At 65.2% G+C, this 24,554-nt stretch carries 21 protein-coding genes, 1 tRNA gene and 1 pseudogene; 14 read left to right on the top strand and 9 right to left on the bottom strand.

Translation table 11 applies throughout. The features are described 5' to 3' along the window. Positions 1-54: 54 nt before the first annotated feature. The 4 genes and pseudogenes from ACFYOW_RS33160 (at position 55) to ACFYOW_RS33175 (ending at position 5,880) form a co-directional block, all read left to right on the top strand. Positions 55-3,009 carry a DEAD/DEAH box helicase gene (locus ACFYOW_RS33160; RefSeq protein WP_387294007.1) on the top strand — a complete coding sequence of 985 codons (2,955 nt, stop codon included), beginning with the start codon at positions 55-57 and terminating at the stop codon, positions 3,007-3,009. Continuing rightward, complete coding sequence (locus ACFYOW_RS33165; protein WP_387294008.1) at positions 3,006-3,773, top strand: SWIM zinc finger family protein; 768 nt, start codon at positions 3,006-3,008, stop codon at positions 3,771-3,773. The genes ACFYOW_RS33160 and ACFYOW_RS33165 overlap by 4 nt, the downstream gene beginning before the upstream one ends. Before the next feature lie 115 nt (positions 3,774-3,888). Continuing rightward, positions 3,889-5,122, top strand: a pseudogene (locus tag ACFYOW_RS33170) (RNA-guided endonuclease InsQ/TnpB family protein). Next, positions 5,119-5,880, top strand: a complete 762-nt coding sequence (locus tag ACFYOW_RS33175; RefSeq protein WP_387294009.1) for a helical backbone metal receptor — start codon at positions 5,119-5,121, stop codon at positions 5,878-5,880. Before ACFYOW_RS33170 ends, ACFYOW_RS33175 begins: the two are co-directional and overlap by 4 nt. A 64-nt stretch (positions 5,881-5,944) precedes the next feature. Here ACFYOW_RS33175 and ACFYOW_RS33180 read toward each other — a convergent pair whose 3' ends face one another. After that, positions 5,945-7,018 carry an amidohydrolase family protein gene (locus tag ACFYOW_RS33180; RefSeq protein WP_387294010.1) on the bottom strand — a complete coding sequence of 358 codons (1,074 nt, stop codon included), beginning with the start codon at positions 7,016-7,018 and terminating at the stop codon, positions 5,945-5,947. Positions 7,019-7,091: 73 nt separating this feature from the next. Next, the gene (locus ACFYOW_RS33185; RefSeq protein WP_387294011.1) at positions 7,092-7,721 is read right to left on the bottom strand and encodes a TetR/AcrR family transcriptional regulator; all 630 of its coding nucleotides are present in this window, start codon (positions 7,719-7,721) and stop codon (positions 7,092-7,094) included. Between the two features lie 100 nt (positions 7,722-7,821). Between ACFYOW_RS33185 and ACFYOW_RS33190 the strand changes: the two genes are divergently transcribed. Continuing rightward, positions 7,822-8,223 carry a Dabb family protein gene (locus tag ACFYOW_RS33190; RefSeq protein WP_063046716.1) on the top strand — a complete coding sequence of 134 codons (402 nt, stop codon included), beginning with the start codon at positions 7,822-7,824 and terminating at the stop codon, positions 8,221-8,223. A 14-nt stretch (positions 8,224-8,237) separates the two neighbouring features. Here ACFYOW_RS33190 and icmF read toward each other — a convergent pair whose 3' ends face one another. Further along, positions 8,238-11,456: a fused isobutyryl-CoA mutase/GTPase IcmF gene (gene icmF / locus ACFYOW_RS33195; protein ID WP_387294012.1), complete on the bottom strand. Its 3,219-nt coding sequence runs from the start codon at positions 11,454-11,456 to the stop codon at positions 8,238-8,240. Between the two features lie 229 nt (positions 11,457-11,685). On the opposite strand from icmF, the gene ACFYOW_RS33200 reads away from it, so the two are divergent. The 8 genes from ACFYOW_RS33200 (at position 11,686) to ACFYOW_RS33235 (ending at position 17,873) form a co-directional block, all read left to right on the top strand. Next, positions 11,686-11,886, top strand: a complete 201-nt coding sequence (locus ACFYOW_RS33200; RefSeq protein ID WP_387294013.1) for a hypothetical protein — start codon at positions 11,686-11,688, stop codon at positions 11,884-11,886. Then, positions 11,873-12,067, top strand: coding sequence for a hypothetical protein (locus ACFYOW_RS33205; protein ID WP_387294014.1), 195 nt, complete (start codon positions 11,873-11,875; stop codon positions 12,065-12,067). Before ACFYOW_RS33200 ends, ACFYOW_RS33205 begins: the two co-directional genes overlap by 14 nt. Beyond that, the gene (locus tag ACFYOW_RS33210) at positions 12,064-12,225 is read left to right on the top strand and encodes a hypothetical protein (protein WP_387294015.1); all 162 of its coding nucleotides are present in this window, start codon (positions 12,064-12,066) and stop codon (positions 12,223-12,225) included. The genes ACFYOW_RS33205 and ACFYOW_RS33210 overlap by 4 nt, the downstream gene beginning before the upstream one ends. Before the next feature lie 180 nt (positions 12,226-12,405). Next, on the top strand, positions 12,406-13,905 hold the full coding sequence (locus ACFYOW_RS33215) for a CoA-acylating methylmalonate-semialdehyde dehydrogenase (protein WP_387294064.1): 1,500 nt from the start codon (positions 12,406-12,408) through the stop codon (positions 13,903-13,905). Positions 13,906-13,933: 28 nt separating this feature from the next. Then, complete coding sequence (locus tag ACFYOW_RS33220; RefSeq protein ID WP_387294016.1) at positions 13,934-15,073, top strand: acyl-CoA dehydrogenase family protein; 1,140 nt, start codon at positions 13,934-13,936, stop codon at positions 15,071-15,073. Next, positions 15,070-16,149 (top strand): enoyl-CoA hydratase/isomerase family protein, encoded by a 1,080-nt coding sequence (locus ACFYOW_RS33225; protein ID WP_387294017.1) that lies wholly within the window; start codon positions 15,070-15,072, stop codon positions 16,147-16,149. Before ACFYOW_RS33220 ends, ACFYOW_RS33225 begins: the two co-directional genes overlap by 4 nt. Further along, complete coding sequence (mmsB, locus tag ACFYOW_RS33230; protein WP_387294018.1) at positions 16,146-17,042, top strand: 3-hydroxyisobutyrate dehydrogenase; 897 nt, start codon at positions 16,146-16,148, stop codon at positions 17,040-17,042. Before ACFYOW_RS33225 ends, mmsB begins: the two co-directional genes overlap by 4 nt. Before the next feature lie 3 nt (positions 17,043-17,045). Further along, complete coding sequence (locus tag ACFYOW_RS33235) at positions 17,046-17,873, top strand: enoyl-CoA hydratase (RefSeq protein ID WP_063046710.1); 828 nt, start codon at positions 17,046-17,048, stop codon at positions 17,871-17,873. Between the two features lie 60 nt (positions 17,874-17,933). Here ACFYOW_RS33235 and ACFYOW_RS33240 read toward each other — a convergent pair whose 3' ends face one another. The 3 genes from ACFYOW_RS33240 to ACFYOW_RS33250 all read right to left on the bottom strand — a co-directional run bounded on the left by ACFYOW_RS33240 (position 17,934) and on the right by ACFYOW_RS33250 (position 20,599). Next, positions 17,934-18,758: a DUF6159 family protein gene (locus tag ACFYOW_RS33240; RefSeq protein WP_387294019.1), complete on the bottom strand. Its 825-nt coding sequence runs from the start codon at positions 18,756-18,758 to the stop codon at positions 17,934-17,936. A gap of 105 nt (positions 18,759-18,863) precedes the next feature. Continuing rightward, positions 18,864-19,922 (bottom strand): Hsp70 family protein, encoded by a 1,059-nt coding sequence (locus ACFYOW_RS33245; protein WP_387294020.1) that lies wholly within the window; start codon positions 19,920-19,922, stop codon positions 18,864-18,866. A gap of 128 nt (positions 19,923-20,050) precedes the next feature. Next, on the bottom strand, positions 20,051-20,599 hold the full coding sequence (locus ACFYOW_RS33250) for a MarR family winged helix-turn-helix transcriptional regulator (protein ID WP_387294065.1): 549 nt from the start codon (positions 20,597-20,599) through the stop codon (positions 20,051-20,053). A 158-nt stretch (positions 20,600-20,757) separates the two neighbouring features. Between ACFYOW_RS33250 and ACFYOW_RS33255 the strand changes: the two genes are divergently transcribed. Next, a tRNA-Cys gene (locus tag ACFYOW_RS33255) sits at positions 20,758-20,832 on the top strand. A gap of 66 nt (positions 20,833-20,898) precedes the next feature. Here the strand turns inward: ACFYOW_RS33255 and ACFYOW_RS33260 are convergent. Genes ACFYOW_RS33260 through ACFYOW_RS33270 form a run of 3 tightly spaced genes read right to left on the bottom strand, consistent with a single transcriptional unit; the run spans position 20,899 to position 24,520 of the window. Next, positions 20,899-21,948 carry an ABC transporter ATP-binding protein gene (locus tag ACFYOW_RS33260; RefSeq protein WP_387294021.1) on the bottom strand — a complete coding sequence of 350 codons (1,050 nt, stop codon included), beginning with the start codon at positions 21,946-21,948 and terminating at the stop codon, positions 20,899-20,901. Beyond that, on the bottom strand, positions 21,945-23,498 hold the full coding sequence (locus ACFYOW_RS33265) for an ABC transporter permease (RefSeq protein WP_387294022.1): 1,554 nt from the start codon (positions 23,496-23,498) through the stop codon (positions 21,945-21,947). Before ACFYOW_RS33265 ends, ACFYOW_RS33260 begins: the two co-directional genes overlap by 4 nt. A 2-nt stretch (positions 23,499-23,500) precedes the next feature. Continuing rightward, on the bottom strand, positions 23,501-24,520 hold the full coding sequence (locus tag ACFYOW_RS33270) for an iron ABC transporter substrate-binding protein (RefSeq protein WP_387294023.1): 1,020 nt from the start codon (positions 24,518-24,520) through the stop codon (positions 23,501-23,503). Positions 24,521-24,554 lie beyond the last annotated feature (34 nt).

Consider the following 24,554-nt stretch of genomic DNA (forward strand, 5'->3'; position numbering starts at 1 on the left):
CAGCGGGCGAGGATGGCCGCAGCGTCCGTCGGACCCGCCTGATTGGATGGGGTGATGCTGCACGGTCTGTGGTCGCCGGGATCGGGCTTGCTGCTCTGGCAGGAGGCCCCGGTCGTGCTACCCGAACCGTTGGGCGGGGTGCTGGCGGCGTCGAAGTTCCGGCATCGGGCGCAGGTACTGGTCAGCGGGTCACCGGGGACGACCGAGCAGGTAAGGGCACATGCGATGGTGCCTGCGGCGGCCGCGGTCGCGCTGCGACAACGGCTGCCGGTCGATGCGGTTTCGGGGGATCTGCGGTTTCTCGGGCATGTGGCGCACGGTGTCGAACGGTGGGTGCGGGCCGGGCGGGTTGTCCCCGAGCTGCGCCGCGACGACGGGCAGTGGTGGGTGCGCTGGCGGTTGGTCGGCGGCGAGCGTCAGCGTGCTTGGCTGGCGGAGTTGGCGGTGGCTATGCCGCCCGCGCTGCGCGTCGCGGGGAAGCCGGGGATGCTGCTCGAGGATATGGTCACCGAACTCGCCGATCCGATCGTCCGGGAATTGATGGATCCGCCGCGGTCGGCGCATCCGCTGGTGGCCGCGCTCATCGATGACGTCGCCCTGGACGGCGGCAGCCATCAGCTGGCCGAGGTGCTGGAACGCTGGCGGGCGAGTCTGACCGGGGACGAGCCCGAGTTGGTGTTGCGCCTGCTGGAGCCCGAGGGCGATATCGCGCTCGGCGAGGCCGATACCGATGCCGATGACGTGGTGGCGCTGTGGCGGCTGCAGGTCTGTCTGCGCGCCGATGGTGAAGCGCCGAATCCGGTTCCGCTGCTGGGTGATCCGGTGCTGGTCCGCACCGCGATCGAGAAGCTGGGGGAGGCGACGCGGGCCTATCCACGCCTGCGCGACCTGCCGAACGATCCGCAGTCGATGGACTTGCTGCTGCCGACCGAGGTGGTCGCGGACCTGGTCGAACACGGTGCACATGCGCTGCAGGCGGCGGGTGTGCGGCTGCTGCTGCCGCGCGCTTGGAATATCAGTGCCCCGACGATGCGGCTGCGCGTGGAGAGCGGCGTACCCGCCGCCGAGAGCACCGTCGGCATGCGCGGACTCGTCTCCTACCGTTGGGAACTCGCCCTCGGCGATACCGTGCTGACCAAGGCCGAGATGCAACGGCTGGTCCGCTCGAAATCGGATCTGGTGCAGCTGCGTGGCGAATGGGTACAGGCCGACCACAAGGTGCTGGCCGCCGCCGCCCGGTATGTCGCCGCCCATCTCGACGACACCGAAATCACCTTCGCCGATCTGGTCGGCGAACTCGTCACCGGTCATGTCGAGAAGGTCCCGATCACCGAGGTCAGCGCAACCGGTTGGGCCGCGGACCTTTTGGACCAGACCCGCGAGCCGGTACCGGTGATTCCGCCGGTCGGTTTGAAGGCGCAGTTGCGGCCGTATCAGGAGCGTGGGTTGGCCTGGCTCGCCACCATGAGTCGCTACGGTATCGGCGGAATCCTGGCCGATGACATGGGGCTGGGTAAGACCGTGCAGGTCTTGGCGCTCTTGGTACATGAACGCGAGGTCGATCGCCAACTGACGCAACGGCACACCGGTACTGCGCGGTCCGAGGACGCACAGGTCGTTTCGCTGCGCGATGTGAGGCAGCGGAGTGCAGCCCGGCGCCGGGACGACCGCGATGCGCGCGCTGGCGGGCAGGAGGCACCTGGTGGCGACGGTGCGCCAGGGCCGACCCTGCTCGTATGCCCCATGTCGGTCGTCGGCAACTGGCAGCGCGAGGCCGAGCGATTCGCCCCCGATCTGCGTGTTTTGGTGCACCACGGTGTCGGCCGCGAGTCAGGTACGGAACTGGACGAAGCCGTTGCGGGTGCGGATCTGGTGATCACCACCTACTCGCTCCTGGCAAGGGACGCAGTCGAATTGGCGCGGCAGCAGTGGGATCGCGTGGTGCTCGACGAGGCGCAGCACATCAAGAACGCGGGAACCAGACAGGCGAAGGCGGCGCGGGCGCTGCCTGCCCGACATCGGTTGGCGCTCACCGGAACTCCAGTGGAGAACCGCCTCGAAGAATTGCGCTCGATTCTGGACTTCACGATGCCGAAAGTGCTCGGTAGCGCACAGACTTTCCGCGCCCGGTTCGCCGTGCCGATCGAACGCGATCGGGACGAGAACGCCATCAGCCGGCTGCGCACCGTCACGCAGCCGTTCGTGCTGCGCCGGGTGAAGACCGATCCCGCCGTCATCAGCGATCTGCCGGAGAAACTGGAGATGACGGTGCGCGCCAACCTGACCGTGGAGCAGGCGGCGCTCTACCAGGCGGTCGTCGACGACATGATGGCCAAACTGAAGGATGCGAAGGGCATGGCCCGCAAGGGCGCGGTACTCGGTGCGCTGACCAGGCTCAAACAGGTCTGCAACCATCCCGCGCATTTCCTCGGCGACGGCTCCGGCGTGCTGCACCGCGGCAGTCACCGCTCCGGCAAACTCGCCCTGGTGGAGGACGTCCTCGATGCGGTGCTGGCAGATGGCGAGAAGGCATTGCTGTTCACCCAGTTCCGCGAATTCGGCGAGCTCATCGCGCCCTATCTGATCGAGCGCTTCGGTACGAAGATCCCGTTCCTGCACGGTGGCGTGCCGAAGAAGCACCGCGACACCATGGTAGAGCGCTTCCAGGAACCGGATGGCCCACCGCTGATGCTGTTGTCGCTCAAGGCCGGTGGCACCGGTTTGAACCTCACGGCGGCCAACCATGTTGTGCACCTGGATCGTTGGTGGAATCCGGCAGTCGAGAACCAAGCGACCGACCGTGCCTTCCGGATCGGTCAGCAGCGCAATGTGCAGGTGCGCAAACTGATCTGCGTCGACACCATCGAGGAGAAGATCGACGAAATGATCAGCGGCAAACGCCAACTCGCCGATCTGGCCATCGGTGCGGGCGAGAACTGGATCACCGAATTGAGCACGGACGAACTGCATCGGCTCTTCGCCCTCGGCGCGGAGGCGGTCGGCGATTGAGTCCCTTCGAGGATTACAGCAAGTACGGCAAACGCCGCCCGGTGCGCGGCGGGGTAGAAGCACGCAGTCGCCGTGGCGGATTCGGACGAACCTGGTGGGGCAAGGCGCTGATCGAGGCGGTCGAGCAAATGGCCGAACCCGGTCGACTCGCCCGCGGCCGCACCTACGCCCGAGCCGGACAGGTCGTGAGCTATCGGATCGAACCCGGTGCGGTCACCGCGGAAGTCCAAGGGAGTCAGCCGCGCCCGTTCACCTCGGTATTCGCCATCCGGCCACTGCGCGACGAGGAACTCGAACTGCTCATCGAGACCATCCGGACCACGCCGGGCGTACTGGCCGAAATCGCCTCCGGTGCGCTGCCGACGAGCCTGGGCGAGCATCTGCTCCCGACGACGGCCGCCGATCTCGACTTCTCCTGCACCTGCCCGGATCCCGGCTGGCCGTGCAAACATGTGGCCGCGGTCTGCTATCTGCTCGCCGAACGTCTTGATGAGCGTCCTCGCGAAATCCTCACCCTGCGCGGCCTCGACCTGGACACCCTCATCGTCGGCATCGAACGCGATACGACCCCGACAGTTTCCGACGACCCCTACGGCGACCGTATCCAACTGCCCGACCTCCCGAAGCTCGAATTCCGCCCCGCCATCGATGATCTGGACCCGACCTTGCTGCGTCGCGCCCTGCGCATGATCGCCGAGGACGAACCGACGGCCGCGGCCGGGCTGCGCGACATCCGCGCGCTCTACGAAGCCCTGGACCGCTGAGTTCGGTTCAGTTAGTTGGTAGTGTCGGGGTGTGCAGCTTCGGTACAACTTCCGCTTGTATCCCACTGTGGGGTAACAGCGGTCGTTGGCGAAGGCGTTCGGGTGTGCTTGCGTGGTGTTCAACGACGCGTTGCGGGCCCGGCGTGAAGCGTTCGAAGCCGGGCAGCGGATCAGCGACGGCGAATTGTCGAAGCGACTCACCGCGGCCAAACGCACGCCGGAGCGGGAGTGGCTCGGGCAAGTGTCGTCGGTTGTTCTTCAACAGGCGCTGGCCGATCTGAACACCGCCTACCGCAACTTCTTCACCTCGGCAACGGGCAAGCGCGCAGGTGCCAAGGTCGCGCCGCCGAGGTACCGGTCTGGCAAGGACAGCAGGCAGTCGATCCGGTTCACAAGGAACTCACGGTTCAAGGTCACTCCCGGCGGGAAGCTGCGGTTGCCGAAGATCGGGGACGTGTCGGTTGCCTGGTCACGAGAGCTGCCCTCGGGTCCATCGAGTGTGACGGTCGTGAGAGATGCTTCGGGCAGGTATTTCGCGTCGTTCGTGGTGGAAGTCGAATCCGGGCCGCTGCCCGGCTCGGATTCCGAGGTCGGTATCGACTTGGGGTTGACGTCGTTCGAACGGTAGGGTGATCGAGAACCCGAGGTTCCTGCGCCGCGCCGAACGCAAGCTCCGCAATGCGCAACAGTCGTTGTCACGCAAGCAGAAGGGCTCGCGGAACCGAGGCAAGGCGCGATTGCGAGTTGCCAAGGCACACGCGAAGGTGGTCGATACGCGCAGAGATTGGGTGCATAAACAGTCCACGGCGATCATCCGCGACAACCAAGCGGTGTACGTCGAGGACCTGTGTGTCAAGGGTCTGGCGCGGACAAGGGTGGCGAAGTCGGTTCACGATGCCGGGTGGGCCATGTTCACCCGCATGCTCGAACAGAAGGCCGCCCGGTACGAGCGGCGCTTCGGCAAGGTGGACCGCTGGTTTCCATCCACGCAGCTGTGCTGGTTCTGCGGTGCGCTGACTGGTAGGAAACCGCTGCGTGTCCGGCAGTGGACGTGCGCGTGCGGGGGCACCCACGATCGAGATGTGAACGCCGCGAAGAACATTCTGGCCGCAGGACGTGCGGACAGCCCAACGCCTGTGGAGCTGGTGTCAGACTTGGCCTCGCCCGAGCGACCGGCGTTGAAGCAGGAACCCACCGGAAGCGCGGCATACCCGCACAGACCGGAATCTCCCGCCTTTAGGCGGGAGAGGACCTCAAAAATCCGCGCTGCTCGCCTACAACACCTCGAGCAGATGCACACCACGCCATCCGAGCAATCGCGTGTCCCGTGTCGTCTGGTTCTCTCGTGACCGACGACCTGGGCGCGGCCGTGCGCATCGACCGCCCGGTGCATCGGGTGGTGTCGCTGGTTCCGTCGCTGACCGAGGCCGTCGCGGTGAGTCGCCCCGAAGTCCTTGTCGCGGCGACGGATTGGTGCACACACCCCGCGGATTTGGACGTCGAGCGGGTTCGCGGCACCAAGAATCCGAATGTGCGCCGAATCATCGAGCTGGCACCGGATCTGGTGCTGTGCAATCAGGAGGAGAATCGCCGCATCGATGTGGAGCGGCTGCGCGATGCGGGAATCCCGGTATGGGTCACCAGAATCGAAACGCTGGACGAGGGTTTCGCCTCGCTGCGCCGACTCTTCACCGAAGCGCTGGACGGTCCGATGCCGGACTGGCTTGTCGAGGCCGAAATATCCTGGGCCGCACCAGCTCCCGCGCCCACGCGCAGTACAGTCATTCCGATCTGGCGTAACCCCTGGATGGTCGTCGGCCACAACACCTTCACCGGCGACCTGGCGGCGCGCCTCGGCCTCCGGCTCGTGCACGTCGACCGCACCGAGCGCTATCCGCACGTCTCCGAGGACGAGCTGACCCGCGATGTAGAACTCGTCCTGCTCCCTGACGAGCCGTACGTATTCACCAGATCCGATGGTCCCGAGGCATTCTCCGGCTTGCCTGTCGCCTTGGTCGAAGGCCGCAGCCTCACCTGGTACGGCCCATCCCTTGCGACCGCCCGCGACACCCTGACCGGCCAAATCGCTGAAGCCTTCGTCCCTTGATCGAGCGGTACCAGCCGGGTCCGATCCCCGGGCCGCGAACCTTGCTCCTGCGTTTCGGCCCGGTTCAGGATTCGATTCGGTAGGTGCGTTGCGCGTTGGTTCGGAAGATCTGCTCGAGCTCATCGCGTCCGCCGCCGTGCTCGGTGACTGCGGTGGCAATGAGCTCGGCGCTGTCGGCGATGCTCGTAATCGGTTTGTCCACCGGGAAATTGGAGCCCCACAGCAGGCGGTCCGCGCCGAAGACTTCGTAGGCATGTGCGACGAGCGGGCGAATTCGATCCAGCAGCACCGGAATCGGTGTCGACGTGCCACGTGGTGGTACCGGGTGGCCGAGGATCGGCATCATCAAGCCGCTGACTTTCGCGACCACATTGGGGTTTTCGGCGAGCGCCGTGAGATCGTCGCGCCAGCGGACGAATAGTTCCCGGCGCAGACTCGGATTCGTTCCGGTGTGTTTGCCGACCGGGCCGAAAATCCCTGCGGGCGTGGCCAGATGGTCGAGCACGATCGGGACTTCCGGATAACGTTCGGCAAGCGCCGTCACATCGGGTAGCGCATGCGAATACACCCAGGCCTCGAAAGACAACCCGCGCTCGGCAAGTGCCGTGAAACCGTTGAGGAATTCCTTGGTGGTGAGTGCGCTGTCGTGCTCGGTATAGGGCCGGACATCCGGATCGGGATGGTGTGCGACATGCGCGCGAATGCCGCGGACCAGCGGCGATGCGGCCACATGGGCATCGAGTAGCGCCGCGAAATCCGATGCCGCCGGATCGGCATTCCCGATGATTGCGCCGAGTGCCGGATGGTCGCCGCCGAATGACAGCCCGGCCACCCACTTCGTCTCGTCGGCCCCGGCCAGCGTGCCCTTTCCGGTCCATCCGACCTCGATATGCACGATCGACTCGATCGGGACACCGTGGGCATCCGCGCGGTAGTTCGAGGGCAGATATGGATTCGCATAGGCGGTCGGATCTCCGACGAATTCCCGATCCCGGCGCGGTGCCACCCGCTTGGCCCAATCGATCGGAATGGGCAGCATCCGGAGCAACTTCGCCGTCTGGCTGAATTCGCGCGGCGTGCGGAACGGATCCCACTGATGAATATGGCTGTCGATAATCCGGATATTCGAGAGATCCATGTCCGCCGTCCCAACCACGCTGAAGGCCCTGACATCGCGATTGTCACACGCGCGCGGGCGGGCGCGTTCGGGTTCAGCGGGAACCGTATGCGGACAAGAATGTCCGCACCGCCGCATCGGCGATATCGGCCTGCTCGGCCTCGCTCACCTCGCGAGTGCCGAGCCGCGACCGGGCCTCCAGCGGCGCGGTGAGCAGGGCGAGCAGCTGTTCGGCGGCCTGCGCCGGATCGCTGGTCTGCAGCCGACCCGCAAGAGCGAGTCGCGCAAGTCGATCGGCCAGCGCCTCGGCAATGTGTCGCGAGGTGCGCTCCAGCACGGTGTCGGCCAGGTCCGGAAAGGCGGCGAGCTGCGCGTAGGTCAGCGCACGCAGCGAACGGGCGCGCTCGCCGGAGCATTCCGCGAGCAGCGCGCGCGCCGTCGTGGTGAGGGCGGCGGGGAGATCATCGCCCGGCTCGCGCAGGCGATCGACGATCGCGAGGGTTTCGGCGGCCACCGTATCGGCAGCGGCCAGCACGGCGTGCCGGAACAGGGTCTGCTTGTCATTGAGGTGGTTGTAGACCGTCGGTTTCGCGACGCCCGCCTCGTCCGCGATCTCCTGCACACAGGCCTTGTCGTAGCCGCGCCGCGCGAAGACGGTGAATGCGACGTCCAGGATCGCCTGCCGCTTATCGATGCGCCCGCGCGCCGCCGTCGTACCCGTCACCCCTGCATAGTAGCGCCCGATTGAACTTGCGGGTTCACTCTTGTGCATCTACCGGTCAGTTATCTAGATTGAACTCGCTGGTTCAAACTAGGAGGTATCCATGATCGTTCATCTGTTGCGCTTCGGCTTCCGCGAAGAGACCACCGAGGCGCAGAAGGCCGAGGTACTCGCGCTGATGAAGCGCACCGCCTCAGTCGAATCGGTGTCGTTCGCGACCGTCGGCCAGAATCTGGGCGACGTGAGCGAAGGGCTGACCCATGCCTATTGCGTGGGCATCGAGGATCTCGATGCGATGGAGCGCTACATGCACGATCCGGTCCACCTTGCCGGTGATCCGCAGATCGTCCCGCACTTCCAGAAGATCGCCATCGGTCCCGATGTATCGGATGAGCCGGATCCCGAACTTCGCGACAAGATCATGGCCCTGCACAACGCCAAGTTGGCGAAGTATCCGGAGTGGGCGCGTCAGATGGATTCGATTCCGGAGGTGCGAATCTTCTGACGGGCCAACCTAATTCACACGTTGCGGCGGTATTGGCCGCCGACGGTGAAGAAGGTGTCGGTGATCTGTTGCAGGGTGCAGACCCGGGCGGCGTCCATCAGGACCTCGAAGATGTTGTCGTCGGTGCGGGCCACCGCGTCCAGGCGGGCGAGGGCGGCATGTGCGGCATCGCGGTGGTCGTTCTGGAACTGGCGCACGCGCTGCAGTTGTGACTGCTTCTCCGCTTCGGTGCCGCGAGCCAATTCGATGACCCGATGCGGTTCGCCGTGCGGGTTGCGGAAGGTATTGACGCCGATGATCGGCAGCGAGCCATCGTGTTTGCGGTGCTCGTAGCGCATGGATTCGTCTTGGATCTTGCCCCGCTGGTAGCCGGTCTCCATGGCCCCGAGGACCCCGCCGCGCTCGCTGATGCGATCGAATTCGGCGAGCACGGCCTCCTCGACGAGATCGGTGAGTTCATCGATGAGAAAACTGCCCTGGAGCGGGTTTTCGTTCATCGCGATGCCCCACTCGCGGTTGATGATGAGCTGAATGGCCAGCGCGCGGCGCACCGATTCCTCGGTCGGTGTGGTCACCGCCTCGTCATAGGCATTGGTGTGCAGGCTGTTGCAGTTGTCGTAGATGGCGATGAGCGCCTGCAGGGTGGTGCGAATGTCGTTGAAGCTCATCTCCTGTGCGTGCAGCGATCGGCCCGAGGTTTGCACGTGGTACTTCAACTTCTGTGAACGCTCGTTGGCGCCGTAGCGATCTCGCATGGCAACGGCCCAGATGCGTCGCGCCACCCGGCCGATCACCGAATATTCCGGATCCATGCCGTTGGAGAAGAAGAACGACAGATTCGGTGCGAAGTCATCGATCTGCATGCCGCGTGCGAGATATGCCTCGACATAGGTGAATCCGTTGGCGAGGGTGAAGGCCAGCTGACTGATCGGATTAGCACCGGCCTCGGCGATGTGATAGCCGGAAATCGAGACCGAGTAGAAGTTGCGAACACCCTTGCGCACGAACCATTCCTGGATATCGGCCATCATGCGCAGACTGAATTCGGTGGAGAAGATGCAGGTGTTCTGGCCCTGATCCTCCTTGAGGATGTCGGCCTGTACGGTGCCGCGCACTGTCGCCAGAGTGCGTGCCGTGATATCGGCGGCCTCCTCGGCGGTTGGTTCGCGGCCTTCGGCGGTCGAGAACCGTTCCAGTGCTTGGTCGATGGCGGTATTGAGGAAGTAGGCCAGGATGGTCGGCGCCGGGCCGTTGATGGTCATCGATACCGAGGTGGTCGGCGCGATCAGGTCGAAGCCGTCGTAGAGCGCCTTCATATCGTCGAGCGAGGCGATCGAGACGCCGGATGTGCCGACCTTGCCGTAGATATCCGGGCGCTCGGCGGGATCGTGACCGTAGAGCGTCACCGAATCGAAAGCGGTGGAAAGCCGTGTCGCCTCGGCATGTTCGCTGAGTACCTTGAAGCGCCGGTTGGTGCGGAACGGATCGCCCTCACCGGCGAACATCCGCGCCGGATCCTCGTTATCGCGTTTGAACGCGAAGACGCCCGCGGTGAACGGGAACCGTCCGGGCAGGTTCTCCGAGCGCAGGAATCGCAGCAGCTCACCGTGATCGGTGAAGCGCGGCAGCGCGACGCGCGGAATGGAATTGCCGGACAGCGTCTCCCGGCGCAGCGGGGTATGGATCTCCCGATCACGAACCCGAACCACCTGCTCATCGCCTCGGTAGGAGTCGGCCAATTCGGGCCAACCCGCGAGCAGTTCGGCATTGTCGGCATGCAGTGCGTCGCGGGCCTTTTCGGCGAGTTCGGCCACCGCGATGTCATCGGGCAGCTCGGCCGCCACCTGCTCGAGCCGCTGTAGGCGCTGTGCCGCAACGATTTGGGTAGCCGTATCGGCGTGATAGTCGCGGACCGTATCGGCGATCTCGGCGAGGTAGCGCACCCGGGCGGGCGGGATGATCTGCGCGAACCTGGTGGAGGAGCGGGTTTCCACCTTCGGAAGTACGCCGGGCTCCAGGTGCAGACCGTGCTCGGCGAGCAATCCGGTGAGGTGCTGGTAAAGCGCGGTCACACCGTCATCGTTGAAAGTGGCTGCGCTGGTACCGAATACCGGCATCTCGTCGGGAGATTTGCTGAATTCCTCGCGATTGCGAATCAATTGTCGCGAGACATCACGCAGTGCATCCTCGGCGCCGCGCCGCTCGAACTTATTGATTGCCACCACATCCGCGTAATCCAGCATGTCGATCTTCTCCAGCTGGGAGGCCGCGCCGAATTCCGGTGTCATCACATACATCGACACGTTGACGTGGTCGGTGACCGCGGCGTCGCCCTGGCCGATGCCGGGGGTTTCCAGGATGACCACGTCGTAGCCTGCCGCCTTGCAGGCGGTCACGATGGCGTCGATATTCTGCGGCAGCTCATGGCCGCCGCGGGTGGCCAGTGAGCGGAAGAAGATGTGATCGCCGTCGAGGGCGTTCATCCGGATGCGGTCGCCGAGCAGCGCACCGCCGCCGCGTCGCCGGGTCGGATCCACCGCGAGAATCGCGACGCGCAACTTGTCCTGCTGATCGGAGCGCAGACGGCGCACCAATTCATCGGTTAGGGAAGACTTTCCGGAACCACCCGTGCCGGTGATGCCGAGCACCGGCACCGTGCGTGCGGCGGCGGCCGAGGCCAGGGTCTGGCGATCGGACTCCGACAGTGTGTCCTGCTGCAAACAGGTGATCGCGCGGGCGAGCGCGGCCCGTTCACCGGCGAGTACCGCGTCCAGCACCGGCGGCTCGGCGGCGAGATCGAAATCGCAGGTCCGGATCAGCTGATTGATCATGCCGGGCAGGCCGAGTCGCTGGCCGTCTTCGGGGGAGAAGATGGTCACCCCGGATTCGGCGAGACGCGCGATCTCCTCGGCGACGATCACCCCGCCGCCACCGCCGAAGATCCGGACATGGCCGGCGCCGGCCTTTTTCAATGCGTCGGCGAGGTATTCGAAGTACTCGACATGTCCGCCCTGATACGAACTCACCGCGACGCCCTGGGCATCCTCGGTGAGCACCGCGTCCACGACCTCACTGACCGCGCGATTGTGTCCGAGGTGGATGACCTCGGCGCCCTGCGCCTGCAGGATCCGTCGCATGATGTTGATCGCCGCATCGTGCCCGTCGAAGAGCGCGGCCGAGGTCACGAATCGGACGGGATGGGTGGGCGTGTGGAGCGCGGTGGTGTCGGCCACGGGGGTCCTCCGGGGGAGATCCTGTTTGGCGCCCGATACTAGGACGTCAAACTAATCTTACGGTGATGGCAGTCACAGCGCCAGGTGAACCGCGCCCGGATTGTTGGCCGAATGATTGCCGGGGATTCCGCTCATCGTGACCGCAACCCGCGACATCCACCCCGACTCGAGTTCCGATGGAGGGTGGGGATTCCGCACACCGCACGAATGCGATTGGTGGTGAGTCGAAATGAACTCGCAGGCTGTCCGGCAGTGGTGCACCGCTGGTGTCGATCGGATCTCGCGTTGGTGCGAGATCAGTGCCGCGGCATGGATTACGGTCGAAGCCCCGACGGTCACGACCGGGATGCGCGATGCGGTCATGGCCGCAGCTGTCACCGAATTCGGTTCGCCGGTTCGGCCGAATGTGGCAGGCGGTGGCTGCCTGTGAAGTCGCGCTAACCAGGACCGGCGCGATCGTCGAAACCTGGGCGGGCTATCTCGTCGCGGTCCTCATCTCGGCGGCGGGCGTCGTGACCGGCTACGTCGACGCCAAGCGCACGGAGTTCGTACTCGCCGGGTGGTCGGCTGCTTCGCACTGCACGCAACGCGGCGCTCGGCCGTGCTCATGATCGGCGGCGCTGCCATGATCGCGCTGGCGGTGGGCTTGGCGGTCGCGCGTTGGTTCGACGACGCGGTCGGCGCGATCGCCACGATCCTGATCGTCGGCACGGTGGTCCTCGCCGCCGGTGCGTGGCTGCTCACTCGCTCGTCGAAGTCCTCCGCCTGACCGGCTGATCGGTTCTGCTGGTCCGGCGACCGCCGAGGTCGCCGGGCGACTCGGTTCGCTGGGTGGTTGCCGTGGGATGAATCACAGTCTGCTCGTGTGCCTGTATTTACTTGGACATCCAACTATAGGATGACCGTAAATCGCGCGATGCGCGGCATCCACTACGAGAACAGGACTGGCATGGTTCGCGAACTCACTCATTACATCGGCGGGCAGCATGTCGCCGGGACCTCGGGCAACTTCGCCGATGTCTTCGATCCGAATACCGGCCAGGTGCAGGCACGGGTGCCGCTGGCGAGTAAGGCCGAGGTCGATGCCGTCATCGCGAACGCGGCCGAGGCGCAGCAGGTGTGGGCCGCGTTCAACCCGCAGAAGCGGGCCCGGGTGCTGATGAAGTTCCTGACGCTCGTGCAGGACGAGATGGATTCCCTTGCGGCGCTGCTGTCTGCCGAACACGGCAAGACCATCCCCGACGCCAGGGGTGATATCCAGCGCGGTATCGAGGTCATCGAATTCGCGGCGGGTATTCCGCATCTGCTCAAGGGTGAGTACACCGAGAGCGCGGGCACCGGAATCGACGTCTACTCGATGCGTCAGCCGCTCGGTGTGGTCGCGGGCATTACCCCGTTCAACTTCCCGGCCATGATTCCGCTGTGGAAGGCCGGTCCGGCGCTGGCCTGCGGAAACGCCTTCGTGCTCAAGCCATCCGAGCGCGACCCCTCGGTGCCGCTGCGGCTGGCCGAGCTGTTCCTCGAGGCGGGTTTGCCCGCGGGGGTGTTCAACGTGGTCAACGGCGATAAGGAAGCTGTCGACGCGATTCTGCACTCGCCGACCGTCAAGGCCGTCGGCTTCGTCGGCTCCACCCCGATCGCGCAGTACATCTACGAAACCGCGACCGCGAATGGCAAACGCGCACAGTGCTTCGGCGGTGCCAAGAACCACGCGATCGTGATGCCGGACGCCGACCTCGACGATGTCGCCGACCAGCTCATCGGCGCGGGCTACGGCTCGGCGGGCGAGCGCTGTATGGCCATCTCGGTTGCTGTCCCGGTCGGCCAGGAGACCGCGAACCGCCTGCGCGAGAAGCTGATCGAGCGGATCGCCAAACTGAATGTCGGACGCTCCGACGATGCCGGTGCCGATTTCGGCCCGCTGGTCACCAAGGATGCGCTCGGCCGGGTCGAGAATTACGTCCAGATCGGCGTCGATGAGGGGGCCGAGCTGGTGATCGACGGGCGCGGCCTCGCGGTCGACGGCGGCGAAGGCGGGTACTTCACCGGCGCAACGCTTTTCGACAATGTCACCCCGGAAATGCGGATCTACAAAGAAGAGATCTTCGGCCCGGTGCTCGCGATCGTGCGGGCCAAGGATTACGACGAAGCGCTGGCGCTGCCCAACGAGCACGAATACGGCAACGGCGTCGCGATCTTCACCCGCGACGGCGATACCGCACGGGATTTCGCCGCCCGCGTGCAGGTCGGCATGGTCGGCATCAATGTGCCGATTCCGGTGCCCATCGCGTACCACACCTTCGGCGGTTGGAAGCGTTCCGGTTTCGGTGATCTGAACCAGCACGGTCCGGATTCGATTCGCTTCTACACCAAGACCAAGACCGTTACCCAGCGCTGGCCTTCCGGGCTGAAGGACAGCAACCACTTCGTCATTCCGACGATGGACTGAATGGCCCACGGACGGGAGGTCGACGATCGTGTTCGCACTGAATGACGACGAGCGCGCCATTACCGAAATGGCGCGCGACTTCGCCGACGAATACCTCGCCCCGAACGCCCTGGAATGGGATGAGCAGAAGCACTTTCCAGTGGATGTGCTGCGCAAGGCGGGTTCGCTCGGCATGGGTGGCATCTATATCGGCGAGGACGTCGGTGGGTCCGGGCTGTGCAGGCTCGATGCCGTGCGCATCTTCGAACAACTGGCCACCGGCTGCCCCGCCATCGCGGCGTATATCTCCATCCACAACATGGTTGGGTGGATGATCGACAACTACGGCAATGCCGAGCAGCGCAACCATTGGCTGCCCCGGCTGACCTCGATGGAATGGCTCGGCAGCTACGCGCTCACCGAGCCGGGCGTCGGATCGGATGCGGCGGCCTTGAGCACCAAGGCCGTTCGCGACGGTGACGACTACTTGCTCACCGGGGTAAAGCAATTCATTTCCGGAGCGGGCAGCACCGATGTGTACGTCATCATGGCGCGCACCGGCGATGCGGGTGCGCGTGGGATTTCGGCATTCATTGTTCCGGCCGATACGCCGGGGATTTCCTTCGGCGCCAACGAGAAGAAGATGGGTTGGAATGCCCAGCCCACTCGTCAGGTGATTCTGGACAAAGCCAGGGTGCCCGCCGCGAATATGCTGGGCGTCGAGGGCAATGGCTTCCGCATCGCCATGAACGGGCTCAACGGCGGGCGACTCAATATCGCCGCCTGCTCGTTGGGCGGCGGCCAGGCGGCGCTCGAGAAATCCGTGACCTACCTGGCCCAGCGCAAGGCGTTCAACAGCCGACTGCTGGACAACCCGGCATTGCAATTCCAGCTCGCGGATATGCGCACCTCGCTGGAGGCGGCGCGGACCCTGCTGTGGCGGGCCGCGGCCGCACTGGATGCCGATGCCGACGACAAGGTCGAATTGTGCGCCATGGCAAAGCGATTCACGACCGACGCCGGATTCGAGGTTGCGAATAAGGCGCTGCAGATGCACGGCGGCTACGGATATCTGGCCGAATACGGCGTGGAAAAGATCGTCCGCGATCTGCGGGTGCACCAGATTCTGGAGGGCACCAACGAAATCATGCGGGTGGTCGTCGCCCGCTCGGTGGTAGGAGCAGCATGACGGAATCCGAAGTTCTCATCGATAAGCGCGACGGACTCGGTCTGATCACGCTGAACCGGCCCAAGGCCATCAATGCACTGAATCATCCGATGGCCCTCGCCATTTCCGCCGCACTACAGGTGTGGGCCGATGACGACGAGGTGCGCACCGTCGTCGTCACCGGTGCGGGGGAGCGCGGGCTCTGCGCGGGCGGCGATATCGTCGCCATCCACAGTGACGCGTCCGCATTGCAGGGCGGCTCCCCGGCCGGTGCCGCCAATGCGAATTCGGCCACCGGTGTGTTCTGGCGCGACGAGTACATCCTCAACGCCCTGATCGGCCGCTACCCGAAGCCGTATGTGGTGGTTATGGACGGCATCGTGATGGGCGGCGGCGTCGGTCTTTCCGGCCACGGCAGCCACCGGATCGTCACCGAGCGCTCCAAGATCGGCATGCCGGAGGTCGGCATCGGCTTCATTCCGGATGTCGGTGGCACCTACCTGCTCGCCCGAACGCCGGGCGAAATCGGCACCCACGTCGCGCTGACCACCGCGCGAATGAGCGCCGGTGACGCCATTGCCGCGGGTTTCGCCGATTACTACGTGGCCTCGGAACATATTCCGGCACTGCTGGAAACGCTGCGGACCGAGTCCGCGGAGATCGCGATTGCCAAATTCGCCACGGACGCGCCGGAATCCGAGCTGGTCGCCCAGCAGGACTGGATCGATGCTTGTTACAGCGCCGGTACCGTCGAGGAGATCGTCGATCGGTTGCGGTCGCACGGCTCGCCGGAGGCCGCCAAGGCCGCGACCGAACTGCTCGCCAAATCACCGGTGGCACTGAAGGTGACGTTGCGTTCGCTGCGTGCCGCCCGTGCCGCGCGGAGCCTCGAGGCGGTGCTGAACGAGGAGTACCGGGTGTCCATCGCCGCGCTGGCCTCGCACGATCTGGTCGAAGGCATTCGCGCGCAGGTGATCGACAAGGACCGCAACCCGCAGTGGTCGCCTGCGACGCTCGCCGATGTCACCGCCGAGCAAGTCGACGCGTACTTCGTCGAATTGGGCGATAAGGAACTGGGTTTGGAGGCAAGCAAGTGACGAAGAAGATCGGTTTCCTCGGCCTCGGTCATATGGGCGGGCCGATGGCCGCGAATCTGGTGCAGGCCGGGTATGACGTGCTCGCCTTCGATCCGGTCCCCGCCGCACAAGAGCAAGCACGCAAAGACGGTGCCACCGTAGTGGATTCGGCCACTGCGGCCGCTGCGGGTCGCGATGTCGTGATCACCATGCTGCCCAATGGCAAGCTCGTCCTCGACGTCTACGCCGATCTGCTCTCCGCCGCGGATCCGGGCACTTTGTTCATCGACTGCTCCACCATCGATGTCGCCGACGCCAAAGCGGCCGCCGCTAACGCCGTCGACGCGGGTCATCGTGCACTCGACGCCCCGGTCTCCGGTGGTGTCGCGGGTGCCGCGGCGGGCACGCTGACCTTCATGGTCGGCGGCACCGAGGCCGACTTCGCCGATGCGCTCGACGTGCTCCAGGTAATGGGCGGCAAGGTCGTGCACTGCGGTGGCTCCGGTGTCGGCCAGGCCGCGAAGATCTGCAACAACATGCTGCTCGGCATCTCGATGATCGGCCTGTCCGAGGCCCTGGTGCTCGGCGAGAAGCTGGGCCTGAGTCACCAGTCGTTCTTCGATGTGGTCTCGACCGCATCCGGCCAGAGTTGGGCGCTGACCAGCTACTGTCCGGTTCCGGGTCCGGTACCGACCAGCCCCGCGAACAACGATTACCAGCCCGGTTTCGCCACCGCATTGATGACCAAGGACCTGGGTCTGGCCGCGAATGCCCTGCGCGATAACGACGTCGACGGTCGGCTCGGCTTGCTCGCCGCCGAGATCTACACCCGGTTCAACCAGTCGCAGGGCGGGAAGGACTTCTCCGCTATCGTCACCGATATCCGTGACCGTTCCGATGAAGAGGGTGTCTGAAAGATGGATGCATCGCGAAGCGATTCCGTGGGGGGTGGTGGTCGGGCGACGGGAGGGCGCGACTTCGAGACGATTCTGCTGGAGCGCAAGGGCCGGGTCGGCTGGATCACGCTGAACCGCCCGAAGGCGCTGAACGCGCTGAACGCGCAGGTCCTCGACGATGTCATCGCCGCGCTCGACGAACTCGAGCACGATGACGCGATCGGCGCCATCGTCATCACCGGTTCGGAGCGGGCCTTCGCGGCCGGTGCCGATATCAAGGAGATGCAGCCCAAGTCGTACATGGACATGTTCATGAACGACTACTTCGCCCGCTGGGACCGGCTGGCGCAGTTCCGCAAGCCCACCATCGCCGCCGTCGCAGGTTACGCCCTGGGCGGTGGCTGTGAGCTGGCCATGATCTGCGATATCCTGCTCGCCGCCGACAACGCGAAATTCGGCCAGCCCGAAATCAAGCTCGGCGTCATCCCGGGCATCGGCGGCTCACAGCGCCTGACCCGTGCCGTCGGCAAGGCCAAGGCTATGGATCTGGTGCTGACCGGCCGCAATATGGATGCCGAGGAGGCCGAGCGCGCCGGCCTCGTATCCCGCATCGTGCCCGCCGCCGAACTGCTCGACACCGCACTCGAGGTCGCCGAGACCATCGCCTCGATGTCGCTGCCGGTCACCATGATCGCCAAGGAAGCCGTGGACCGCTCCTTCGAAACCACCCTCGCCGAGGGCCTGCGCTTCGAACGCCGAGTTTTCCACTCGCTCTTCGCAATCGACGATCAGAAGGAAGGCATGAGCGCCTTCGTCGAGAAGCGTCCGGCGAAGTTCACCAACAGCTAGCGCTGATGTATAGCACTGTGCCCGGCCGAGTGAATCTCGGCCGGGCACAGGTGTATTCGATCAGCGGCGGCCACGTCGCCGGAACGACTGCGAAAGATCGGCCGTGGCGAACGCGATCGGCGCGTTGCCATCAACGCTGTACCGGTACAGCGCCGTCTGGTAGATGCCCGACAGCGCGGACACGATAACCCCGGTCGCCATGAGCCATGCGATGCCGAGCGCGATCACTGCCAGCCCGGCTACCGTACCCGTGCCGAGCATCAGGAATCCGACGAACATCACCAGAATGCCCGGCAGGGCGAGCAGCAAGCCGAACAATCCGAGCCCGGCATTGCCTGCCAGATTCTCTCCCCAGGTCCGCTTCAAAGCCACCGACGAATCCTTCACCGCCGCAACCACATTACGATCCTCGAGCACAATCTTCGGCAGCACCAAGAACGTGACCACCTGCCATGCCGTCCCAGCGATAGCGGCCAAGATCATCCCGAGAAACGGCACCCGATCCTGCAGCCACCGCAACGCCTGCGACACCGTGGCCGAAATCGCCGCCCACACCAGAATCTGCGGCCATCGCGCTCCCGCCGCCCGCAGCCCCTCGGCCACATCGGGGTCCCCACCCTGCAACGCAACGTTCGCCTGCGAGATCAATGCCGCATTGAAGAAAATCGTGACGAACGCAGAGACCAGATACATCAGCCCGAACAGCACGTAGGTCATCGTCGATGATTTGTGCCAGAAATCATTGGCAACGATCGGCACAATGAATGTCGCGGCCACCAGGACACTCGCGACCGCCGAGAACACCGGAAAAACCGCCAATTCTTTACGCGACTTCAGTACCGCGGCCGACGTCTTGAACATCTGCCACGAGGTTGCGAACGCCATTCCTACCTCCAAGACCATCCGATCGATTGCGTCCACAATCGGTCAAGCCCCCTAAGAACCGCTTGCCGACTCCTTAAAGGGCACCGCCGGTCTTCGTATACCGGGTCAGTTGAAGGACGTCGCCGGGATTTCCGCGACTTCGACGGGGGTCGGCGCGTTGACGCCACCGGGTGGCTGGGCGGAGCTGTGGTCCATGGCGAGCAGTCCGGCGATGGTCGCGCCCAAGGCGATCGTAACCGCAACGGCGGCAATGAGTTTGCGGCGGCCGGTGGTGGTCGGCGCCAGTGAACCGGTCAGTGCTCCGCTGCGTAAGCGCGCCATGCGCACATCTCCGGTGGGACGTTCCGCGGCAAGCAAAACCGCCCCGCGGGCCGAAACGTATTCGGGCTCCTCGTCGTAGATGACCGGGAGTTCGATCATTTCGGACAATTCTTCGCGGATATCGGGGTTGCGAGTGCAGCCGCCCAGCAAGATCAGAGCTTCCGGTTGGACGCCGGTTTCCTCGATCAGTTGGCGGACGAATGATGCGGAGTGGTGGATGCCCGCGGCGCACAGTTCGGCGAGGTCGCTGCGGGTGACCACGGCGCGTCCGCCGGAACTGGTGTCCATGGCGGTAATTACCCGGGCGCTGCTCAGTTCTTCGCGATGCCTGCGGCTGGTGAGTTTGTCGGTGAGTACACCGCCGCGGGCCAATTGCCAGCGCAGCAGTGCGTCGTAGCCGTCGCCGCCGAGTACGGTGCTGCGTTTGCTGGACAGGATGGTGTCGGTGCGGCAGTCGGCGTGGGTGATGGTCAGGCCGGAACTGCCGAGGTCGTAGAGGATGACCGAGCCGGTGGTCGGCAGGCAGCCGGTGAAGCGCAGGTAGCGCAGCTGGGCCAGCGGTTCGTCGACGATGGTGAGCCGGGTGCGGCCCGCGGTGGTGCGGATGGCGTCGGCGTGCAGCGGGCAGCGGCAGGTCACGGCGGTTCCGGTAATGAGCTCGTCGCGCCGGTCGGCGGCGGTGCGCATCTGGCGGATCGCCTCGAAGACCGGTTCCTCGACCCCACCACCCGCCCGACGCGGCACTTGGCATCGATCGATCGGGGGCAGATGCGGCTGATCGGAATGCGTCAGCATCGCGCGGGCACCACCAGCGCCCGCCGATACCCCCAAGACCAGCACCATGGATTCCATGGTGGACCCTTTCGTCTCCGCTGCCAAGAAGACGGGGCGGGAAATTCGCTAGTTGGATGCCAGACCGTTACCGCGCGGTCCTCCGCGCGGTGTAAAGACCGACCGGTCCGGCTGTTTGGTTACTGCTCGTGCGCCGACCATCGGGCCGGTTCATCACCGGTGTCGAAGTCCCCTGCGGCATGGCGGAATTCCGCGAGCAACTGCAGCAGCGTTTGCAGCCGATCCGGCGGAAGGCCGGGAATCGCGAAGACTTTCGCGTTGAGCTCCTCGGTCGCCTCGGCAACCAATTTCCTTCCTGCGGAGGTGATTTCGATCAAAGTGGCACGTCGATCGCTAGGGTGCGGCACCCGCTCGACGAGCTCGGCTGCTTCGAGTCGATCGACGGTATTCGTCACGCTGGTCGGGTGCACCTGCAGTCGCGCACTGGCCTTCGCCATGGGCAGTGCGCCCGTCTTGCTGAAAGCAAGCAGCATGAGAAGTTCATATCGAGAGAAGGTCAGACCGGTGGGTTTCAGGGCCTCGTCCACTCGAGCCATCACGATTTGCTGGGCGCGAACCAGCGAGGTCACCGTCGCCATTCCGTCGGCGAAATCGCCCCAGCCGTGGCCGACCCATTGACGATGGGCCTCCTCGATCGGATCAATCGGAAGTGGGCGTGGCCGCGACATGGTCTTGATCATTCCACGTTCCGCCGCCGCTCCGGATCTTCTCCCGATCGGTGAGCGCCGCAGAAGTCGCATTCCGGAGAGTCGAGCGTCATCGGTTCGGATCACGCTGAGTGCAAACGTGGGCGTTCCGATGCGGCGACGGCAATATTCATTGCGAGGCGGGCGTGGCTGAGTGGTTGAGGCAACGGTCTGCAAAGCCGTTTACGCGGGTTCAATTCCCGCCGCTCGCTCCAAAGGTGAGGGTGCGCCATGGGTACCCGACCCGGTGATACGCCACCGCCGGGTCGGGTGTCCGTGGTTCAGGCCGCTTCGAAGGCCACGGCGTTCCCGAGCACCTCCAGACGGACGCGCTCGCCCGCGGTCGGCGCCGCGACGCTGGCCCGGCGTACCCGCACCGGATCGACATCGCCGTCCAGCGCGATGGTCAGCATCACATCCGCCCCGCGGAACTCCACCTCGTGCACGATCCCGCTACTCGCTTCGCTATCCGAAACAACCTGCGCCACAAGCTGTTCCGGACGGATCATGATGGTCGCCGACCCGGTCGGCGCGGACTTCTGCACCGGAACCCGGCCGAGCGCGCATTTGGCCACATCGCCGTCGACCACCGCATCGAGCAGTACGCAATCGCCGAGGAATTTGGCGGTGAACAGATCGGTGGGCGCGGCGTAGACCTCTTCCGGTGCGCCGACCTGGGTGAATACCCCCTCGCGCATGACCGCGACCTGTTCGGCGAAGCAGAGCGCTTCCTCCTGGTCGTGGGTGACCAAGATGCTGGTCATGCCTGCCGCCCGCAGCGTCTCGGCAACGGCCTGCCTGGTGGTGGCTCGCAGGCCGGCATCGAGTGCGCTGAACGGCTCGTCGAGCAGCATCACATCGGGTTTGCGGGCGAGCGCACGCGCGAGCGCGACGCGCTGCTGCTGGCCGCCGGATAACTGATGTGGGCGACGGTCGGCGTAGGACGGATCGAGCGAGACCATCTCCAGCAGCTCGTTCACCCGATTCCGACCGCGTCGCAGCCCGCAGAATCCGTTGTGCAGACCGTAGGCGATGTTCTGGCCGACGGTCAGATGCGGGAACAGCGCACCGTCCTGCGCGACGTACCCGACATTGCGCCGCTGCGGCGGCACCGAAAACCGGTCGCGGGTCACGGTTTCGGTGCCGATCGCGACCGAACCCGTGTCCGGCGCCTCGAATCCGGCGATCACCCGCAGGAGCGTGGTCTTTCCGCACCCCGATGAGCCGACCACCGCGGTCGAACTACCGTTCGGCACTTCGAGATCGATCCCGCCGAGTACCCGGTGGTGGCCGAATGTCTTCGAAACGTCCGCCACGACAAGCCGACTCATAACCCGGCCGCCTTCCTGGATTGGGTGAACAGCAGATACGTCACCGGCACGGCCGCGACGATCATGATGAGTGCATAGGGCGCGGCCGCGGCATAGTCCAATTCGCCCGAGAGCGACCAGAATCGCATCGCCAGTGTGCGAGTTCCGCTGGGCGCCAACAGCAATGTCGCGGTCAATTCGGTCGCCACCGCAACGAATACCAGCGCACCGGCGGAGGCCGCGGCGGGCGCGGTCAACCGCAGCGTGACGCGCAGGAAGGTGACCGGCCCCGACTGACCGAGCGAGCGCGACACTTCCTCCAGCCCGACCGGCACCTGCGCCAGCCCGGCCCGCACGCTGACCAGCGCCCGCGGCAGAAACATCAGCACATAGGCGGCCACGACCATGGTCACCGTCTGATAGAGCGGCGGCGCCCACCGAATGGTGACCGTCACCATGGCCAGCGCGATCACAATGCCCGGCAGCGAACTCGTAATGTAGTTGGCGCCCTCCACCATTCGGGCGAAGGCCGATGTCGAGCGCACCGCGATCCAGGCCACCGGGAACGCGCACACTGTGGTGAGCAGCGCGGCCATCGCCGCAAGGGCGACGGTCTGTCCGAGTGCCGTGCCGATCTCGGTGTAATCCCAGACTTGCGCACCGCCGATGCGCAGCCAGCGCACGATGGTCCACAGCGGCACGCCGATCGACCCGACGACCACCGCGGCCAAGGCGGCCAGAACCGGAATCGTGCTGGGCCCCAACGCAATCCGGACAGCCGCCCGCGGCGCACCGCTGCCGATCCTGGCGTAACGCGCCTTACCGCGCGCGCCCGCCTCGGCTGCCAGCAACACCAGACAGCACAGCACCAGCACACCGGCCAGCATGCTGCCTGCCGGACCGGCGAAACTGGATTGATACTGCTCGAAGATCGCGGTCGTGAACGTATCGAACCGGATCATCACGAACGCGCCGTATTCGGCGAGCAGATGCAGCGAGATGAGCAGTCCGCCGCCGAGAATCGCCAATCGCAACTGCGGCAGGACGATTCGGGTGAAGACCGCGACCGGACCGGAACCCAGCGCACGCGCCGATTCCTCCACTGCCGGATCGAGGCGGCGTAGTGTGGCCGCCGCGGGCAGATACACCAGCGGGAAATACGACATGGTGGAGATCACCACGCCCGCCCACAGCCCGTGCATGGTCGGGAAAACACTGACCCAGCCGTAGCTGTTCACGAACGCGGGCACGGCGAGCGGTGCCGCGAATACCGGCCCCCACCACGCCGCGCCCGGCACATTCGTCCGCTCCACCACCCAGGCCAGCCCGACCCCCAGCACCACGCAGATCGGGACGGTGACGATTACCAGCCCGACCGTATTGCGCAGCAGATCACCGACCCTCGGGCGGAAAACCAATTCCGCCGCCTCGTGCGGACCGGTGGAGAAGACGGTGGACACGATGTAGCCGAGCGGCACGAACGTCGCCGCCACCAATAGCAGCGCGACGGTCGTGACGAGTGGCCCGGGTCTTCCGACCCGGGGTGCGGCGACAGCGGTCCGGACGGCCATGACTAGAGCAGACCCGCCTCGGTCATCAGCGCCGTCACCTTCTTGGCATCGAGCTTGCTCGGATCGACGGCGGGCGCCTGCAACGAGGCCAGCGGCGGCAGCACCGGATTGGCCGCGACATCACTGGCGACCGGGTACTCCAACGAGGTGCCGTCGCGCAGGATCTCCTGGCCGGCCTTGGCGGTGATGAACTCCAGGAACTTCTGCGCGGACTCCTGCTTCTTGCTCGACTTCAGCACGCCGCCACCGGAAACCGAGACGAAGGCGCCCGGATCCTGGTTCTTGAAGTAGTGCAGTCCGGTGTGGCTGCTGCTCTCCTTGGTGTTGGCCTGATCGCGGTACCAGTAGTAGTGGTAGATCACGCCGCCGTCGGGCTGTCCGGAGTCGACCGCCTTCATGGTGGCGACATTGTTCGGGAATGCGGTGGCGTTGTCCTTCATGCCCTTGAGCCACGCCTTGGTGGCGTCCTCACCCTTCAGCGCGAGCAGGGCCGCCACGATGGCTTGGAAGTCGGCGCCGGAAACGCCCGCGCCCCAGCGGCCCTTCCACTGCGGCTGCGCCAGATCGAGCAGCGATGCGGGCAGCTGATCGGCCGCGATCTTGTCCTTGTTGTAGACGAAAACCGTTGATCGGGCGGCGATTCCGGTCCACTTCCCGGTGGACGGGCGGAACTGCGCGGGCACCTGGTCCAGGGTCTTCTTGTCGACATCGGCGAACAGTCCTGCGTTCTCCACCAGCGCCATGGCGGGGGAGTTCTCGGTGAGGAAGACATCGGCGGGGGACGCCGCGCCCTCGGCGACCAACTGGTTGCCCAGTGCGGTGTCACCGCCCTGGCGCAGTGTGACCTTGATGCCGGTCTCCTTGGTGAACGCGTCCACCCATTCCTTGGTCAGCGATTCGTGCTGGGCGTTGTAGACGGTGATCTCGTTCTTGTCGTCCGAGGAATTCGAACAGGCCGTCACGCCGAGCGCCGCGACAGCGACGGCCAGCGCTGCGGAAATCGCTTTCCATCTGATCGACATGTTCGAGTCCTTCCGACGCGTGCAAGGGTTCACT

The organism is Nocardia sp. NPDC006982 (assembly GCF_042869435.1).
GTDB lineage: Bacteria > Actinomycetota > Actinomycetes > Mycobacteriales > Mycobacteriaceae > Nocardia.